Below are 16,507 nucleotides of genomic sequence, written 5' to 3'. Positions count from 1 at the left end.
CGCTTGTTTCCTTTCATCCTAATTGCCAAACAACGCATTAATATTGATGGATAAAATCCGATCCATTACTACAACATTCGGCTTAGCATATTGCTGCGACGCGGATTCAAATAGACAAAGTAGTTGCCCTTTATAAGCTGTAATCTGCTCCAAATATGGCGGCATTTCTAGTTCTAACTCCGCATTCTTTTCATCTAATGCATTTAAGGCAGAAGTTGGGAAAACGTACAGCTTAGAACTACCGCTACCGTATGACTGACTCAAGAAGATCTTATTTTGATAAATTGCAATCCCTTGAATCTGCTTATCCATGCTAGTTTCGCCAGTTGGATCTGACCACTGCAGCGTACCCGTAACAGATTTCACTTCATTATTAGTAATCGAACCTTTGTTTTTGCCGCTACGAGCAATTCGATATGCCGCAACTTTGCCGCGTCCATACATATTGAAGAATCCAACAAATAATTGACTGTCATAATAGGTAACTGCAGATGCTTTTTCAACTGCTGGAATTGCAATCTGGTGATCATATTTAATTGGAATTCTGCTTCCTGGCTTATATTCTTTCATTTCTTTTAATGAAAATGCGGCTAAAGCTGAGGACTTACCTAATGAACCTGTAATCCAAATATTTTTAGCAACGGGATCATATGCAATACCGCCTAAATGCGGCCTACCTGGAACTTGAATTGTCTTAATATATTTACCCGTCTTTTTATCTAAAACATAGATAACGGAAGCATGAACATGATCCCCGTCATAGGCAGTAATTAAAATGTACTTGCTCGCTACCGCGATTCCTTGAGGCGTCATTGCAGTTGCTACATCGTATTTTTTAGTTTTAAAATTGTAGGCCTTAGTTGAAATCAGTCCTGGAATAATAAAATCTTTTCCGTCCCATGTCCTCGGCGGAACATAAGTAGATACTTTATTAATAAAAGGATAGTTTTCACGTAAAGCTTTTTGATAGTTTTTGAAATTATGCCAAGCTGCACTCGTATTTGTTCCATCATTAGCTTTTACTACTTTAGGACGCTCTCGCAGCATCTCTTGTTTCTGCAACCATTGATAGCCAAAATAGCCGCCTGTTCCGACACCTACTAAGATGAGAACAGTTATTATCAATTGCAAAACAAACTTTCCAAATTTTTTCACCGAACTGTTCCTTTCTTTACCTTTTTGACATGTCTAACATTATAGCCACATTCATTATACTTTTACTAATCTGCCACGAATTTTCATTAAAAATATAGATTTTTCGAAAATAAAGTTTATTTCGTCACACTTTTTTCACAATTTAAGGTTATACTATGTAATGTAGCAAGTAAGACTTCCACTTACTACTACAACTCAACTTTTTTGTTTTTCATTCATACTCCTCCAAGTAAATAATGAAAATAAAAAGAATTGACTTACTCCAATTAGTCAATTTCATATCTATCCCTTTCGGCTCACGTGCGTTGCGTGAGCTTTTCTTATGCCCAAAATCAATTTCTTAAATACTTCACAAGCAAATCTTTACCTTTTCATAAGAATTTGAACATTTTTAATTCACATTTAGCCTGTATTATAAAAAATGTAACAAGGCGGTAGAAACTTGTTACATACTCCCACTTTTTTATTTCATTCATTCTTACTCCTCCAAAGTAGATGAAACTAATAAGGTCCGCAAAATCTTGCGGGCCTTTTCCTTTTTTCCTGTATACTTAAGATAGAAAAGAGGCGCAAATATGTTTTCACCATCAATCAAACACTTAATTCAAGAAAAATCAGGTTCGTTTTTAATTCCAGCTAGCCGGATTGCCTTTGTTCAAGATGACAATCCTTTATATCATGCCTTTTTAATCCTTACTAAAGTTAAATATTCTAAAATTCCAGTTTTAGATAAAGATAAAAAAGTGGTTGGTCTGCTTAGTTTAGCGATGATTACAGACAAGATGCTAACGAATGAAGAAATTTCTACCGCACCTTTAGATCAATTAAAGGTTAAAGATGTCATGCAAACCAAGTTCGATAAAATAAATTTTGTCGAAACTACGCTAGAGGCGCAGCTTCATTTATTGATTAACAACGCCTTTTTACCGGTCGTCGATGACCGCGGCGTTTTCCAAGGATTACTTACTAGACGAGAGTGGATCAAAGCCTTTAACTATGTTACCCATACATATGATAAGCACTACAAGTCAATCAAAATAAAATAACCCACGGGCAGTCTATTATGGACTGCCTTTTTTAATGAAGAAAAATAGAATTCTATTTACGTATTCTTATGATAAAAGAATGTTAGAATGTTTTGAGTAGAGTGATATATTTACTTTTTTGGAGGCTATACATATGAAACGTCAATGGAAATTTATTGTCGTTTTAATTGCCGGGGTAATAAGTTTAATTTTTGAATTTGGTTTACATGCTTCTACTCTATTTGTAACGCCAATTCTTAAATTGCAAATGAATCCACAAGCAATTATCATCGACATTTTGGGTATTTGGATTTCCGTTCTTTTGTTAATGGAAATATTCAATGACTGGAAATCCGGCCGTTACGGTGTCGATATTTTAGCCGTAATTGCGATTGTTTCTACTATTTTAATCAACAATTATTGGGCTGAATGGATGATCTTGGTAATGTCTACTGGTGGTGAAACTCTGGAGGACTACGCTACAGGTCAAGCCAGCAAGGAATTGCGTTCCCTTTTGAACAATACTCCTAGAATCGCCAACAAGTTAATCAACGGCAAGATTACCGAAGTCAATGTTGATGATTTGAAAATCGGTGACATTGTTTTAATTAAACCAGGTCAACAAGTTCCAGTTGATGGTGAAATTGTTAAAGGTGAATCAAACTTTGACCAATCATCATTGACCGGTGAATCTGTTCCTGTTGCTAAAAAGCCAGGCGATGACTTGATGTCTGGTTCCGTTAACGGTGATGCTGCCGTCCAGATGAAGGTTACTAAGGCTGCTAAGGACTCAGAATATCAGTCAATTGTCGCTTTGGTTAAGTCATCACAAGCTCAACCAGCTAAGTTCGTTAAGATGGCCGACCGTTACGCCGTTCCATTTACCATCATCTCATTGATTATTGGTGGTGTTGCATGGGCAGTGTCTGGGGATGCTACAAGATTTGCGGAAGTTATGGTTGTTGCTTCTCCATGTCCACTTTTGATCGCAGCTCCTGTTGCTTTAGTCAGTGGTATGAGTTCAATGTCAGCTCACCACATTATTGTTAAGTCAGGTCCAACTCTTGAAAAGTTAGCTCGTGCTAAGACTTTTGCCTTTGATAAGACTGGTACTTTAACTGAAAATCAATTGGTGGTTGACCAAATCATCCCTGAAGGCGATGCTCTTTCAAAAGAAGAATTACAAAGCTTAGCTGCTAGTGTTGAACAACAATCTAGCCACGTTATTGCCAGTTCTTTGGTTAAGGCTACTGACAGCAAGTTAATCAAGCCAGTTACCAACTTAAAGGAAACTACCGCTCAAGGTGTTGAAGGTGACGTCAATGGCAAGCATGTTAAGGTGGGTAAATTAAGTTTCGTAGATCCTAATCATGAAAAGATTGACATAACTTCAACTGCTGTCTTCGTTTCAGTCGATGGCAAGTTTGCCGGTTACATTACTATGATGGATGAAATTCGTCCAGAAACGGCTGATACAATTGCGAAGTTGAAGCGCCAAGGTGCAGAAGACATCATGATGCTTACTGGTGACCACAAGCAAGTTGCTGAAAAGGTTGGTAAAAAAGCTGGCATTACTGATATTCGTGCCGATCTTTTACCAGCTGAAAAGATTAAGGCTATCAAGGAAGTACCAAAAGACTTGCGTCCTGTCGTTATGACTGGTGACGGTGTTAACGATGCTCCAAGTTTAACTGCCGCTGATGTCGGTATCGCTATGGGTGCTAAAGGCGCAACAGCTGCCAGTGAAAGTGCCGATGCCGTTATCATGGTTAACGATTTATCTAAGGTTAATGATGCGGTTGCTATTTCTAAACATACAATGAAGGTTGCCAACATCGATGTTTTAACTGCTATTGGTGTGGTTATCATCATCGAATTGATCGCCTTCACCGGTGTCATTCCTGCCTTTTGGGGTGCTATCTTACAGGAAGTTGTCGACATGATCACTATCAGTTTGGGACTTCTTGCTAAGACTAAGCCAAGCAATAAGCAATTTGGTTTGGAAGAGTAAGTAAAAATTAGATATTAACAAAATAAAAAGCTCTAGAGTCGAGATGATTCTAGAGCTTTTTATTTTATTAAATTGTTTAACTCTAAAGGTATCATATTATAATCTTAAAGAAAGAGACCACATCATTATAAGTAATTCTCTTAGCATAATTTCTAAACATCACCAAGGAGTACCATATCTGAAGATGAAAACTAAAATAATATCAATAATACTTTTGATACTCATCGTCCCACCTATTCTTTTCTGTGTACTTAATTCTAGTTACGAGTTATACGTTAATCATCAAGAAAATATTGCATACAGTAAAATGCAATTAGTCTTGAGCCCGTAAAAGCTCGAATAAAATTCTTTCACATCTATGAATATAAAAGTTCATTTTCTAATCAAAAAACATTGAATAAGAATAGACAACTCTTCAACAAAGTTGGATATAAGATAGGCAAACATGATGATCTAGAAACGCCTTATAAATATTCAATCAGTGCCCTAAAATCAAACGGAAAATGGACAGTTTATATTAAAGAAGAACCGTTTGGCAAGGAAAAAAGTTATCGCGAAGATTGATTTAATTGCAACCTAATTTGCATCTAGTTTAGGAAAATATTAAAATTAAACTCAACTGAATATTTCATTTAGTGGTTGGGTTTTTATCAGAATAAAAGCTTTCAAGATTTGCTTCTTTGGGTCAAGAGGCACCTTGAAGGCTTTTTGCTTTTTTATAGAAAGGGAATACATGCATTTTTTAGGGGAATTAATCTTAATCCTATTAACTACAGTCTTATTAGGTCAGCTCTTTGCTCGCTTTAATATGCCTGCAGTTATCGGACAATTATTGTCAGGAATCTTACTTGGACCAGCTATCCTAAATTGGGTAACGCCAAACGATATTGTCAGTCTATTCTCAGAATTCGGGGTTATCCTGTTAATGTTCTTAGCAGGCCTGGAAAGTGACCTCGATTTACTAAAGAAATACTTCAAATTAAGTTTCACCGTCGCTAGTGTCGGGGTTATCTTACCAGTTGTCTTCATGGGAATTGCCAGCTACTTCTTCGGTATGAAGCCACTTGAGGCACTCTTTATCGGAATTGTCTTTGCGGCAACCAGTGTTTCAATTTCGGTTGTAGTATTGCAAGAAGCACGACAACTTCATACCCGTGCCGGTACAGCAATTTTAGGTGCGGCTGTAGTTGATGATATCTTAGCCGTAGTTGTTTTAAGTTTGTTCACTACTTTCAGTCACGAAGGCGGTAAGAGCGGTTTAACTAACAACTTCTTTATCAATATTTTGATTGAAATTGTCTACTTTGTAGTTGTTTGGGTCATCTTTAAGTTCGTTGCCCCATACTTTATGAAGGCTTCCGAAAAAATCGATGTTGACTACTCTGTAGTTATCGGTTCGCTTGTCTTAGCTTTAACTATGGCTTGGGCTGCCGACTTTGTTGGATTATCTGCCGTTGTAGGTGCATTCTTTGGTGGCTTGGCTATTAGACAGACGCCACAATATAAAGAAGTTCACTCTTCAGTTTCCGCAATCGGTTATGCGATCTTTATTCCGGTATTCTTTGCCGACATCGGTCTTTCAATGACCTTTGAGAGCTTCTTCAAGGATATTTGGTTCATTATCGTAATGACAATCTTAGCTCTCTTATCTAAATTCTGGGCTGGTAAATACTCAAGTGAAGTCTTCGGCTTTACTAAAAATGAGGGTAACATTGTAGGTGCCGGTATGATTTCTCGTGGTGAAGTTGCCTTAATCGTGGCACAGATCGGGATTACCCATCACCTCTTCCCTGAAGATATTTACTCAAGCTTGATTTTGGTAATCATCGTTACAACGGTACTTTCACCATTTATTTTGAATTATTTCATTAAGAAACAAAAAGATAGTAAAGAATTTATGTAAAAGAAAATCCTCGACAAAAACGTCGGGGATTTTTTCATGTTCGCTTGTGAACAAATACTAGATTTTTTAATTATAAAGTGTAGACACAATTTAGCCTACATAATATAATACTGTTAGGAGATGATAGAACATGTTACAAACACCAAATAATATTAAAGCAGTTACTGCTCGTGACTTACGTAATAACTTTAAAAAAATTGCTGATGACATTAATGACTATGATACTACAGTTATCGTTGCTCGTCCTAAAGACAAAAACGTCGTAATTATTTCACAAAAAGAATATGATTCATGGCAAGAGACCTCATATCTTCTAGGGACTAAGGCAAATCGTGATGCATTAGCGGAAGCTAAAGAATCGTTTGAAAATAAAGACACCCGAAACAAAATCTTAACTCCAGAAGAATTCGAGGCTCTAACTAAAGATGACGAAGCTTAACGTAAATTTTAACTATAATGCCTGGGATGAATATCTAGAGTGGAAGAAAGAAGATAAAAAAACTTCCAAGAAAATCGATAGCCTCATTAAAGATTGTCAACGCCATCCATTCACTGGAAAAGGAAAACCCGAACCTTTAAAGGCAAATTTAAGCGGTGCATGGTCTCGACAAATTAATCACAAAGATCGTATGGTTTATTCAGTTACGGCAACAGAACTTCAAATATGGCAACTAAAATATCACTATTCTAAATAGAAAATCCTCGACAAAAACGTCGGGGATTTTTTCATATTCTTAAACAAACTGTTCTAAATCGATTACTTGATCATATCTCTGTAACTCTTCTGGTTCATAATGGTGAATTACTTCCACAAAGGTCAAATCAGACTCTAACAAGTAATCATGAATCTGATCTGAGGTCTTTTTATCAAGAGATGCATTAATTTCATCAAGCAGCAACACTGGCCGCTTCATTAAAATGGCCCGAGCTAATTCAATTCTTGCCAGCTGCCCGCCTGATAATTGATCCGCATTATCCCCTAAAGAATAATCCCATCCCTTCTCTTTCACGATGGTGTCTAGTCCCAACTTGGTGCAGACTTCCATTACCATTTCCCGGGAAATATCTGCGCCTAGTGTCAAATTAAAACACAAGGTATCTGCAAAAATCACTGGACTTTGACTAGCGTATGAAAAGATATTAGCAAATTCTCCAGCCTTAGCTTGGCTATTATTCAAAATAATATCTTTAGCCTGACCGAATTCTCCTGTCATTAAATATTGCAAAAGCGTTGATTTCCCGGTACCCGATGGCCCAATAACTGCTACTTTTTGTTCAGCCTTAATCTTTAAATTAAGACGTCTAGCCAACTCCTGATCTTTTCTAATTAAAGTTAAATCATCCACTTCCAATTCACTAAAATCATTTTCAGAAACGTCTTCAGTTTTCTTACCTTCGGCAATATACTTTTCAGCTTTAGCAACAATCTTTTTAGTAGTTGATAACTTATTGCGACCTTCTAAAATTGTCAAAATTGGATTAACAAAAGAATTCGACAACTGCACAATTGCAAATAATGCACCCAATGTAGTTTGTCCATTAACTACCATGTAAATCCCTACTAAGAATGGCACTGTAAAGGTAAACAAGTTAGCAATCAAGCTGACCCATGAAACTGTGTCCAAGTTCAGTAAATTCATCTTGCGCAGTGCTGCTTCTAATTGGTTAACAAATACCCTACTCTTCTTAACAGCATTATCTTGCTTGCCATACAACTTGAATGTTGAACTACCGGCTAAAAAATTCTTGATATGACTAACATACTTATCATTGGCGTTGGTCCAATTTTCGGAAGCAGTTTGAATTTTCTTTTGAAAAAGGCTGGATACAATCATCGGTAAGCATGAACCTATTAGAAAAAGCAAGGTTACTAACCAGTTAACCGACAATGCATAGACTAATGCAAAAATAATCATGTACGCTTGCATCATAATTTCAATTTCTGCATCAAAGCGATTAGTTTCTAAGAGCTTAAAATCTGTAGTTAGATAACCTAAGCTAGTAGTATTTTCATCACTAGATTGTTTAAGCATCCCTTTTAAGATGCCAAGCCGTAAAGTAGTATTTGCTTCCTGAATCGCACCTGTTTTTAAGCGATTGAAAATAAGTGAAGCTAAAAAGGTAATCAATAAGCCGCTAACAGCAATTAGCAAAATTTGCGGTAAGTCATTAAAGCTTCTTTGCGTAGCAATATTAGTCAATGCCTGCACCATATAAGCCACGATAATCTGTTGCATACTGGCAATTAAGCCGAAGATAATCATGCTGATGAATTTAGAATGTGAAGAGTATTTGTAAATCATATTTCTATCCCCTGTAACTTACCGTTATGTCACCATTTGAATTATCAATACTTAATACTCTTCGCGCCTTGTCATTTTTGCTGTAAGAGTCGCCTTTATTTGAACCATTTATCTCAACGTGTCCATTCGACGTATCCAGATCATAACCGTCAGCTGTACTATGATCGACCATAATATTACCATTTGAAAGATCAATTTCACCTTGACTAACAGCAATGCCTTGAACCGTAACGCTACGGTTAGAATCATCGATTTCAATATTTTTCAACTTTTCATCTGGCAGTCCAATCGTAATTTGCGGTACTACAGAATGTTTTTTGAATAAGTCAAAGAGATTTCTATTAACTACCTTAATACCATCTTTATCTTCAACAATTAATTGCTTATTCTTGACTTCAACTTTTGGAAGCAACTTATGTCTTCCCTCAAAAAGAACACGGTAATGATTGCCTTGTTTGACTTTAATATTGGCATTACTGGTATCAACTTTTACTTGATTAAATTTGCGGTTGGTTAAAACTTTTTGTACTACTTGTTCTGAACTAGCTTTATTCATATCCTGCACCTTTAAAATTCCTAAGATAACTAACATAATTACAATAGCCAAAATTAACATTTTCATTCCTCTTTTCATTTCTATCCCTCGCTACTTGAATTGTTCTTAGTATCGCAGGATAATGAATGAAAATGTAAGGAATTTGCAGATCTGCAAATCGAGGTATGACATGTTTAAATATGGTTCAGTTTATAAAGATTTACGCAAAGGACAAGAAATCACGCAAACTGAGGCGTGCCAGGGAATTTGTTCAATTTCTAAACTTTCTCGCTGGGAAAACAACCAGGTAGAAGTAGAATTCAGTACGGCAATTGCGTTACTTAAGCGCATTAACATTACGCTAGATGAATTCACCGAACGTGCAAATATCGAAGCGGAATTTGAACTGCCTGATGAAATAATTGCGGCAATCAAGGATGAAGACGTTCCCGTATTACGTAAATACGTGCAGGCTCATTTAGCTAAATATCACGCTAGCAAAAACATCCTTGAATTAAAGAATATTATGCTAGTCTGTAACCAACTGCTTTTAATTGATGGGAAGAATTACTTGACCACTGCTGATATTCAAAGAATTGGTTCTTACCTACTGCACACAACAGTTTGGTCAAAATATAATATTATCTTGTTTGCCAATTCACCTTTCTTGTTGAATTCCGAAATTGGTTTCAAGATCGCTATGCGAATCGTTCATAACTTTGACCAAGTGAACGATTTGAGGGATAATCTCACAATCTTTATGGGCGGTCTCTCGGACACTGTTATTGCTTTTATCTTTAAAAAGAAACTAGACTATGCACAACAGCTATTAGATGAATTGCGTAGGGTTGAACTTCCGCCTCATTTCATGTTCTTTGATCTCTCCTTAACCTTTTTACAACGGGTCATCGACTATTGTCATACTGGAGATGAACAGCCAGTTCTAGCAATATTCAATAATTTGATACAATTAAACTGCTCACAACATGCACAACAATTATTAGAAGCCTTCAAGGATGTTAAACAAATTTGGGAGGACGATGAATGAATTCTACAGAGAAAATACGCTTAGCTAAAAAGATTCCCGCAATCATTGCAATTATTGCCTGGGTCATAACTATTATTTTCATGGCAGTCAAAATTTACGGCTGGATGCAAGATCCACACCTACCTGCTATCCATGATCAATTTGTTGCTATTATTGGCTTTATTCCATTAGTTAGTGGCTTTCATCCTGGCATTTGGAGCTTTGATATTGCGGTCTTTGCCACTATTGTTTGGCTAATTTTGCGTTCTTTTTATGGAAAAGAAAATCGTTCCCACTAACGTTAGAACGATTTTTCGTGTTCGCTTGTGAACGTATATTTGGATTTAGTATAATTTTATCTGTAGAAAAGCTGAAGCGGTGGCTATCCTTGAAGGAGATGGTGCTTATGAGTGATTTTTGACTCATGCCAACATCCTAATAGAAAGGAGACGCCTCGTGTCTGTATCAGACGCGTTGCAACTAATGTTAGATTTTGGCTCATTATATACTTCTAAAAAATACTTTATGATTGAGGGATAGGATGAAGAAAATTAAAGAAGATCTATTAGGCAGTATCATCGGTGGTGTAATTCTATTAATCGGTCTTAAGTTTATCAATTTAATTCCCTGGTCATGGCTACAAACTGGCATTAAGATTGGATTATTCTACATTGTAATTGATATTGTTTGTCTGTTATGGAAGCTTTATAAGTTCAAGAAAATATCTAAATCTGAATTAATCAATGACAAAATTGAATAACTAAAAAGGCTCCAATTGGAGCCTTTTACTATGGAGTCAAACATTATTTCAATAATTTTACCAGATTCTTACTCGTTGCTCTGGATCTAGCCACATACCATCGTTTTCACTGACATTGAATGCTTCATAAAATTCATCCAAACATTGAGCCGCAACGTTAGCTCTCATCTCTCCAGGAGCATGTGGATCAAGTTCTGCCAAGGTCTGTCTAACCTCAGGTCCCATCTTTCTACGCCAGATACGTGCCCAATTTTCAAACAATTCGGCCAAATTACCTTTTTCTTCGGCACATGCCTTAACGGCAGCAGTCAATCCACCGAGATCTGCGACATTTTCTCCCACGGTTTGATGACCATTGACTTTGGTTCTTCCAATCTGGATTCCATCAAATAGCTTTACTTCAGCTTGTGCTAATTCAGCAAATTTTTCGAAATCTTCTTTTGACCACCAATCACGTAAATTACCTTTTTCATCAAATTTAGAACCATTCGGATCAAAAGCATGACTAATTTCATGAGCAATTACAGCACCGATACCACCATAGTTTTCACTACTGGTATTCTCAGAACTGTAAAATGGTGCTTGAAAAATGGCAGCAGGGAAAGTAATGTCATTATTAGTAAGTGCATACCCAGCGTTAATGATCATCGCAGGCATATCTTCAGCCCAAAGTTGACGATCAAATTTTTGGTTCAATTTTGTAATGTTAAATGCTTGCTTAGTTTGTCTAATCTTACGAATGCTATCGTACAAATTATTACCGAGAGTAATTTGATCGTAGACCTCTGGCAGCTTAGTAGGATATCCGATTTTAACTATAATAATACTAAAACAAGTAATGAAGAAACTACCGTAACTGTAGATGCAAATTACAGTACTCCAATTATTACTTTTGATAATTCTGGTAAAGTAATTGAAGTTAGAACAGCGACTCCAGAAGAGAAGTTTACTGTTGATTATCTAGAAAAAGGCAGTCGTGCTGATAAAGTAGCTAGTTATATTGGACAATTTGGTGGAGATCAGGCAATTTATCGGATTAAGGGAACCAATAATTGGTTATATTCAATGGGAGTTACGCCGGCATCTAAGATAACTGCTCATAACTATGATTTAGAAAACTACTCACTTGTTAAATTCCCTAAAGCTGCCGACCTGTACAATGGTAATGGTGTATCATTGAATGCAAAAATGAAGAAGAACTATGAGTGGTGGAAAGTAGATAAGCTAGTTTACATTTGGATTCCAAGTGAAAATAAAATAGAAGAATTTTACCACCTCTCACCGTTTACTAAAGGCTACGAAATAGACTATATACAATATGCATCATATGAAATAGGCGCCAATACAACCATTTACGATAAGGGAGCATACGTCAAAACAAGTGATGTTCAATTGGTTTAACCCCATCTAACACTCCAGAAGAAGCACAAGCCGCTGCAATGAAGAAGTAAATTTCACTAGCAATCAAAAATCCCGTTACGTTTGATGTAACGGGATTTTTATATACTCTAATTTTCACTCTATCCAATAAAGCCCATAGCGTTATAACACATATGCACCAGCATCGAGTACCGCAAGTCCTTCGTCTGCATGTAGACCCAAGCTAGCACCATACCTAAGCCCCAATATACAAAGATAAACTTGCTAAGCATCGGATCATGCATATAAGCGAACAAGAAGCCACTAACAATGATGCCGAGCCACTTATTCGTAATCTTTTTCTTCGTGAAGAAAATATTGAAAAACATCCCTCTAAAGACGACTTCCTCACAAAACGGCGCAATAAAGACCACCATAATTTCAAACAAGCCCTTACTATGCAGCTCAATCTTATTCAATGCTTGTTGATTATTCGAAACGCCTCGGCCAACCAAGCTTAACATCACCATTGAGACAATAAGAATCAGAACAAAACCAATTATTGCAATGCCGATTCTTCGCATATCCCAGTGTGGCGCCTGATTAAAACCCCAATCATTGTGCTCCTTCAATTGCCGCTTATACAGATTGAAAATTACGAAGAGTACGATCACCGTTACCAGCGCGGTCACTAACGCACGCATATGATCTAATCTAATTCTTTGTGGGTAAAAATAAAATACTTGCAATTCGATATATAAAGCGAGCGACAAAATAGCTCCCGCAATATTTCCCAGGTAATGCCAAAATTTCGCCATTTTCTTATCAACACCTTGATTCTTTCATCTTTTAACTATTGTTTCCATTATAATAGAAATAACTCAAAATGACTAAGGAGGGGGCATCATGTTGAATGAAATCATCGCCTTTTTTGGGAGACGAGGCGAATTTTTCTACATCTCAGTTTTCATGCTAGTCATGTTCTTTGTCTTTTTAATCTCATGGCTAGTTGAACCACGTCGTTTAATTAATGGCGTGTTCTTTACCATTTTTCTTGCTTCAGTAGTAATTTGGATCACCGTTATGGTGCATAAAAGCACGAGTCACGGTTTGCAACGAGCCTATGATTTATTAGTCTTAGCGGCATTTTTCTTAATTACTGCTCTATTAATCTTCGCTTGGTTTTTTCTATTTTGGAACGCCTACTTTGTTTGGAAATATGAGAGTCATACGTTGCCTAACCTTTTAACATTAATTTTCGGATTCGTTGCTTTAATTCTGAGTCTGATGTTTTTATTCGGCCCAGGACAATACTTACCGCGCTGGCTCAGCGTCTTACTTGCCTCAATTCCAGCTATCGCTATTTACCTAGGCTTAGTTTTATACAATTTCTTGGTCAATCTGCTCTTATATCAAATCTACCCACGCCGTTACAAGCAAGATTATTTAATAGTACTAGGTGCTGGATTAATTAACGGTGATCGCGTTTCTAAGCTCCTTGCGGCTCGCATCAACCGGGCTATCCAATACTCTAACCGCCAATATCAAAAAGGCAGGAAGCGCCCTATTATCATCATGTCAGGCGGTCAAGGACCTGATGAAAAGATACCCGAAGCCGTAGCAATGGCAAAATTTGCCCGAAAACGGGGTATTAAGACTAACCACTTGCTAATTGAAGATAAATCCAAAAACACCTACCAAAATATGCTTTTTTCTAAGAGATTAGCTACTAAAGACTTTGGCGGTAGTAATTTTAAAGCCAAATTTTTTAGTAACAACTACCATATTTTTAGAGCGGCGCTTTTAGCTAAAGAAGTGGGCCTAAAAGCCAACGGTGTCGGTGCTTTTACTCGTTTTTACTATCTGCCTAACGCTATCATTCGCGAATTTGCCGGAGTGTTTGTCATGCATAAACGCCATCATTTCGTTATCATGGGAGTAATAGTTTTATTCTTTATCTTACAAGCTATCTTAGTTGCGACAGGTAATATTAAGTTTAGTATGATCTAAAACTATTTAGAAGAGAGGGACTGAATGCTACAACTAAAACACATTTTTAAATCATACAAGGTTGGAGACAATATCACCCATGCCCTAGATGATGTAACGATCTCGTTTAGAGATCAGGAATTTGTCGCCATCTTAGGACCAAGTGGTTCTGGTAAGACGACAATGTTGAACGTGATTGGCGGACTTGACCGTTATGACAAAGGTGATTTGATCATTAACGGCAAATCAACCAAGAATTTTAAGGAAACCGATTGGGATGCCTACCGCAACAACAGCGTCGGATTTATTTTTCAAAATTATAATTTAATTCCCCACCTATCAATCATTGCTAACGTTGAATTGGGGATGAATTTATCCGGTGTTGGTAAAAAGGAACGGCATGAAAAAGCCATTGCCGCATTGACTGAAGTTGGATTAAAAGAGCATATCAACAAGCGCCCTAACCAACTATCTGGTGGTCAGATGCAGCGTGTTGCCATTGCCCGTGCGATTGCCAATGATCCCGATATCTTGCTTTGTGACGAACCAACTGGTGCGCTTGATACGGAAACTTCTGTACAAATCATGGAATTGATCAAGAAGCTTTCTAAGGATCGTTTAATCATCATGGTTACGCACAACCCGGAATTAGCTGAAAAATACGCTACTCGAATCGTCAATTTCCAAGATGGCAAGATTCAACATGATTCCGAGCCCTTTAAGCCAGAGGATGAAAAAGATACTTTCAACCTAAAGCGGACCAAGATGTCTTACTGGAACGCAATTAAGCTTAGTTTTACCAACATTATGACCAAGAAAGGTCGAACTATTTTAACTGCTTTTGCCTCCAGTATCGGCATTATTTCTATTGCTGTCGTGCTTTCGATCTCTAACGGTTTTCAAAAGCAAATTAATACAACCATGAGTAAGGCTTTAGCCAAGTACCCGATTGCAATCTCGCAGACGGCTACTGATATGACTTCGATGAATAACCGCGAAGATTCAGATAAAAATGTTAAAAATCGGGGCTATGTCACGGCGAAAAAGGATCCTAGTGAGGAAGCGCAGCATACTAACAAGATCACTGAAAAGTACGTTGACTACATTAAAAAGATCAATCCTAACTATGCCAACAATGTTTCCTATCAAAGAGCAGTTAATTTAAACCTGCTTTCTAAAGTCAATGGCAAGGTAGAGCGCGTTCAATTCTCAAATGCAGATCCTGATCAAAGTGCGTCGATGTCAGCAATGCGCTCACAGGCAATGAGTTCGATGGGAATTGGTTCCTCTGTTTTTCCTACCGCTTTAAATAAAAAGAAGGGCTCATTCTTGAAGCAAAATTATCAGTTGCTCTCTGGTCATTGGCCAAGCAAAACTACTGACCTCGTTTTAGTAACCGACAATAAAAATACCGTTAACATTAATTCTTTGAAGAATCTTGGCTTTGATGTCGACAACAAAGAACGTGTTAAATTTAGTAAGCTAATCGGTAAAGAATTCAGTATCGTTGATAATAATGACTACTACCAAGAATTACCTACGGGGATGTTTGTTCCTAAGAAAGCTAATTCAGCAACGTACAACGGCGGTACCAAGCTGAAGCTAACTGGGGTAATTAGACCTAAGAATGAAGATTCGATGGCTCTTTTATCAACGGGAATCGCATATAGCGACAAGCTTTCTCAAGATGTCATCAACGACAACAAGAATTCTGCCATCGTGAAGGCTCAAAAGAAGTCTAACCGCAGTGTTTTAACTGGACAAAGCATGAAGGCTAATGAAAAGAAGATGATCATGCAAACCTTAGGTGGTTCAAGCATCCCTACTGGCATCATGATCTACCCTAACAACTTTGATGACAAGGACAAGGTTCTTGATTACCTTGATAAGTGGAACAAGGGCAAAAAGAAGACCGACAAGATCATCTACACCGATATGTCTAGTGCCGTAACGACTATGACCGGTGGTTTGCTTGGCGGTATTACGACTATCCTAGTTGCCTTTGCCGCAATTTCATTGATCACTTCAATGATCATGATTGGTATCTTAACCTACACTTCAGTTCTCGAAAGAACCAAGGAAATTGGTGTCTTGAAGGCTTTAGGTGCTCGCAAGAAAGATATCACTCGCGTCTTTGACGCCGAAACCTTCATCTTAGGTGTCTTCTCTGGTGTGCTCGGTGTCTTCATCGCTTACCTATTAACATTCCCAATCAACAGCGTGATTTATAAGATTACCGATTTAGCTAATGTTGCTCAGCTTGATCCAAAAGCTGCGTTGATTTTAATTATTATTTCAACCGTATTAACTTTAATTGGTGGTCACATCCCTGCTAGAATGGCAGCTAAAAAGGACGCGGCTATCGCGCTTAGAAGCGAATAAGAAAAGTGTCTGGGAAAAAACTAATTCCTAAGACATGAAAAAAGAACGATGATTTCCT

General features: G+C 37.4%; 16 protein-coding genes and 1 other annotated feature. Of the genes, 11 read left to right on the top strand and 5 right to left on the bottom strand.

Annotated elements, in window-relative coordinates; genetic code table 11:
* Window positions 1-18 precede the first annotated feature (18 nt).
* Window positions 19-1,155: a YncE family protein gene (locus tag CP368_RS04255; protein WP_087176270.1), complete on the bottom strand. Its 1,137-nt coding sequence runs from the start codon at window positions 1,153-1,155 to the stop codon at window positions 19-21.
* A gap of 575 nt (window positions 1,156-1,730) precedes the next feature.
* On the opposite strand from CP368_RS04255, the gene cbpB reads away from it, so the two are divergent.
* The 5 genes from cbpB (at window position 1,731) to CP368_RS04220 (ending at window position 6,789) form a co-directional block, all read left to right on the top strand.
* Window positions 1,731-2,201, top strand: a complete 471-nt coding sequence (cbpB, locus tag CP368_RS04245; protein WP_025005988.1) for a cyclic-di-AMP-binding protein CbpB — start codon at window positions 1,731-1,733, stop codon at window positions 2,199-2,201.
* 133 nt (window positions 2,202-2,334) lie between these two features.
* The gene (locus CP368_RS04240) at window positions 2,335-4,191 is read left to right on the top strand and encodes a heavy metal translocating P-type ATPase (RefSeq protein WP_098036467.1); all 1,857 of its coding nucleotides are present in this window, start codon (window positions 2,335-2,337) and stop codon (window positions 4,189-4,191) included.
* A gap of 637 nt (window positions 4,192-4,828) precedes the next feature.
* Window positions 4,829-4,885, top strand: a sequence feature (sodium ion sensor (DUF1646 type); this cis-regulatory element may regulate processes involved in with the transportation of sodium ions).
* A gap of 39 nt (window positions 4,886-4,924) precedes the next feature.
* Entirely contained in the window at window positions 4,925-6,094 is a 1,170-nt protein-coding gene (locus CP368_RS04230; protein WP_025005990.1) for a cation:proton antiporter, read from the top strand.
* A 130-nt stretch (window positions 6,095-6,224) separates the two neighbouring features.
* Entirely contained in the window at window positions 6,225-6,533 is a 309-nt protein-coding gene (locus CP368_RS04225; RefSeq protein ID WP_003625002.1) for a type II toxin-antitoxin system Phd/YefM family antitoxin, read from the top strand.
* A complete protein-coding gene (locus CP368_RS04220) occupies window positions 6,520-6,789 on the top strand; it encodes a Txe/YoeB family addiction module toxin (RefSeq protein WP_087176272.1) in 270 nt (89 codons plus the stop codon). The genes CP368_RS04225 and CP368_RS04220 overlap by 14 nt, the downstream gene beginning before the upstream one ends.
* A 39-nt stretch (window positions 6,790-6,828) precedes the next feature.
* On the opposite strand, the gene CP368_RS04215 is transcribed toward CP368_RS04220, so the two are convergent.
* Both CP368_RS04215 and CP368_RS04210 read right to left on the bottom strand, forming a co-directional pair.
* Window positions 6,829-8,397, bottom strand: coding sequence for an ABC transporter ATP-binding protein (locus tag CP368_RS04215; protein ID WP_098043942.1), 1,569 nt, complete (start codon window positions 8,395-8,397; stop codon window positions 6,829-6,831).
* 4 nt (window positions 8,398-8,401) lie between these two features.
* The gene (locus tag CP368_RS04210; RefSeq protein WP_098043941.1) at window positions 8,402-9,031 is read right to left on the bottom strand and encodes a DUF4097 family beta strand repeat-containing protein; all 630 of its coding nucleotides are present in this window, start codon (window positions 9,029-9,031) and stop codon (window positions 8,402-8,404) included.
* A gap of 91 nt (window positions 9,032-9,122) precedes the next feature.
* Here CP368_RS04210 and CP368_RS04205 point away from each other — a divergent pair, with 91 nt between their 5' ends.
* From CP368_RS04205 to CP368_RS04195, 3 genes are all read left to right on the top strand, one after another.
* On the top strand, window positions 9,123-9,980 hold the full coding sequence (locus tag CP368_RS04205; protein ID WP_098043940.1) for a helix-turn-helix domain-containing protein: 858 nt from the start codon (window positions 9,123-9,125) through the stop codon (window positions 9,978-9,980).
* Window positions 9,977-10,258, top strand: coding sequence for a hypothetical protein (locus tag CP368_RS04200; protein WP_098043939.1), 282 nt, complete (start codon window positions 9,977-9,979; stop codon window positions 10,256-10,258). Before CP368_RS04205 ends, CP368_RS04200 begins: the two co-directional genes overlap by 4 nt.
* Before the next feature lie 242 nt (window positions 10,259-10,500).
* Window positions 10,501-10,719 carry a hypothetical protein gene (locus CP368_RS04195; protein WP_025005996.1) on the top strand — a complete coding sequence of 73 codons (219 nt, stop codon included), beginning with the start codon at window positions 10,501-10,503 and terminating at the stop codon, window positions 10,717-10,719.
* A 57-nt stretch (window positions 10,720-10,776) separates the two neighbouring features.
* Here CP368_RS04195 and CP368_RS04190 read toward each other — a convergent pair whose 3' ends face one another.
* A complete protein-coding gene (locus tag CP368_RS04190; protein WP_233185796.1) occupies window positions 10,777-11,472 on the bottom strand; it encodes a M13-type metalloendopeptidase in 696 nt (231 codons plus the stop codon).
* Between CP368_RS04190 and CP368_RS04185 the strand changes: the two genes are divergently transcribed.
* Window positions 11,443-12,120 (top strand): hypothetical protein, encoded by a 678-nt coding sequence (locus CP368_RS04185; protein WP_233185795.1) that lies wholly within the window; start codon window positions 11,443-11,445, stop codon window positions 12,118-12,120. The two genes, CP368_RS04190 and CP368_RS04185, sit on opposite strands and share 30 nt — an antisense overlap.
* 119 nt (window positions 12,121-12,239) lie before the next feature.
* On the opposite strand, the gene CP368_RS04180 is transcribed toward CP368_RS04185, so the two are convergent.
* Complete coding sequence (locus CP368_RS04180) at window positions 12,240-12,896, bottom strand: CPBP family intramembrane glutamic endopeptidase (protein WP_098043937.1); 657 nt, start codon at window positions 12,894-12,896, stop codon at window positions 12,240-12,242.
* 88 nt (window positions 12,897-12,984) lie between these two features.
* Here CP368_RS04180 and CP368_RS04175 point away from each other — a divergent pair, with 88 nt between their 5' ends.
* Both CP368_RS04175 and CP368_RS04170 read left to right on the top strand, forming a co-directional pair.
* Window positions 12,985-14,088, top strand: a complete 1,104-nt coding sequence (locus tag CP368_RS04175; RefSeq protein WP_098045781.1) for a YdcF family protein — start codon at window positions 12,985-12,987, stop codon at window positions 14,086-14,088.
* Between the two features lie 24 nt (window positions 14,089-14,112).
* A complete protein-coding gene (locus tag CP368_RS04170; RefSeq protein ID WP_098045780.1) occupies window positions 14,113-16,449 on the top strand; it encodes an ABC transporter ATP-binding protein/permease in 2,337 nt (778 codons plus the stop codon).
* Window positions 16,450-16,507: the final 58 nt, after the last annotated feature.

The sequence above is a fragment of the Lactobacillus sp. UMNPBX17 genome (assembly GCF_002553735.1).
Lineage (GTDB): Bacteria > Bacillota > Bacilli > Lactobacillales > Lactobacillaceae > Lactobacillus > Lactobacillus gallinarum.
The sequence above is the reverse complement of the archived record's forward strand: the minus strand, read 5'-3'. Positions and strand labels throughout refer to the sequence as shown.

Coding starts and splice junctions, on each gene's coding strand:
- cbpB (WP_025005988.1), top strand. CDS start 1,731: ATGTTTTCACCATCAATCAAACACTTAATTCAAGAAAAATCAGGTTCG.
- CP368_RS04240 (WP_098036467.1), top strand. CDS start 2,335: ATGAAACGTCAATGGAAATTTATTGTCGTTTTAATTGCCGGGGTAATA.
- CP368_RS04230 (WP_025005990.1), top strand. CDS start 4,925: ATGCATTTTTTAGGGGAATTAATCTTAATCCTATTAACTACAGTCTTA.
- CP368_RS04225 (WP_003625002.1), top strand. CDS start 6,225: ATGTTACAAACACCAAATAATATTAAAGCAGTTACTGCTCGTGACTTA.
- CP368_RS04220 (WP_087176272.1), top strand. CDS start 6,520: ATGACGAAGCTTAACGTAAATTTTAACTATAATGCCTGGGATGAATAT.
- CP368_RS04215 (WP_098043942.1), bottom strand. CDS start 8,397: ATGATTTACAAATACTCTTCACATTCTAAATTCATCAGCATGATTATC.
- CP368_RS04210 (WP_098043941.1), bottom strand. CDS start 9,031: ATGAAAAGAGGAATGAAAATGTTAATTTTGGCTATTGTAATTATGTTA.
- CP368_RS04205 (WP_098043940.1), top strand. CDS start 9,123: ATGTTTAAATATGGTTCAGTTTATAAAGATTTACGCAAAGGACAAGAA.
- CP368_RS04200 (WP_098043939.1), top strand. CDS start 9,977: ATGAATTCTACAGAGAAAATACGCTTAGCTAAAAAGATTCCCGCAATC.
- CP368_RS04195 (WP_025005996.1), top strand. CDS start 10,501: ATGAAGAAAATTAAAGAAGATCTATTAGGCAGTATCATCGGTGGTGTA.
- CP368_RS04180 (WP_098043937.1), bottom strand. CDS start 12,896: ATGGCGAAATTTTGGCATTACCTGGGAAATATTGCGGGAGCTATTTTG.
- CP368_RS04175 (WP_098045781.1), top strand. CDS start 12,985: ATGTTGAATGAAATCATCGCCTTTTTTGGGAGACGAGGCGAATTTTTC.
- CP368_RS04170 (WP_098045780.1), top strand. CDS start 14,113: ATGCTACAACTAAAACACATTTTTAAATCATACAAGGTTGGAGACAAT.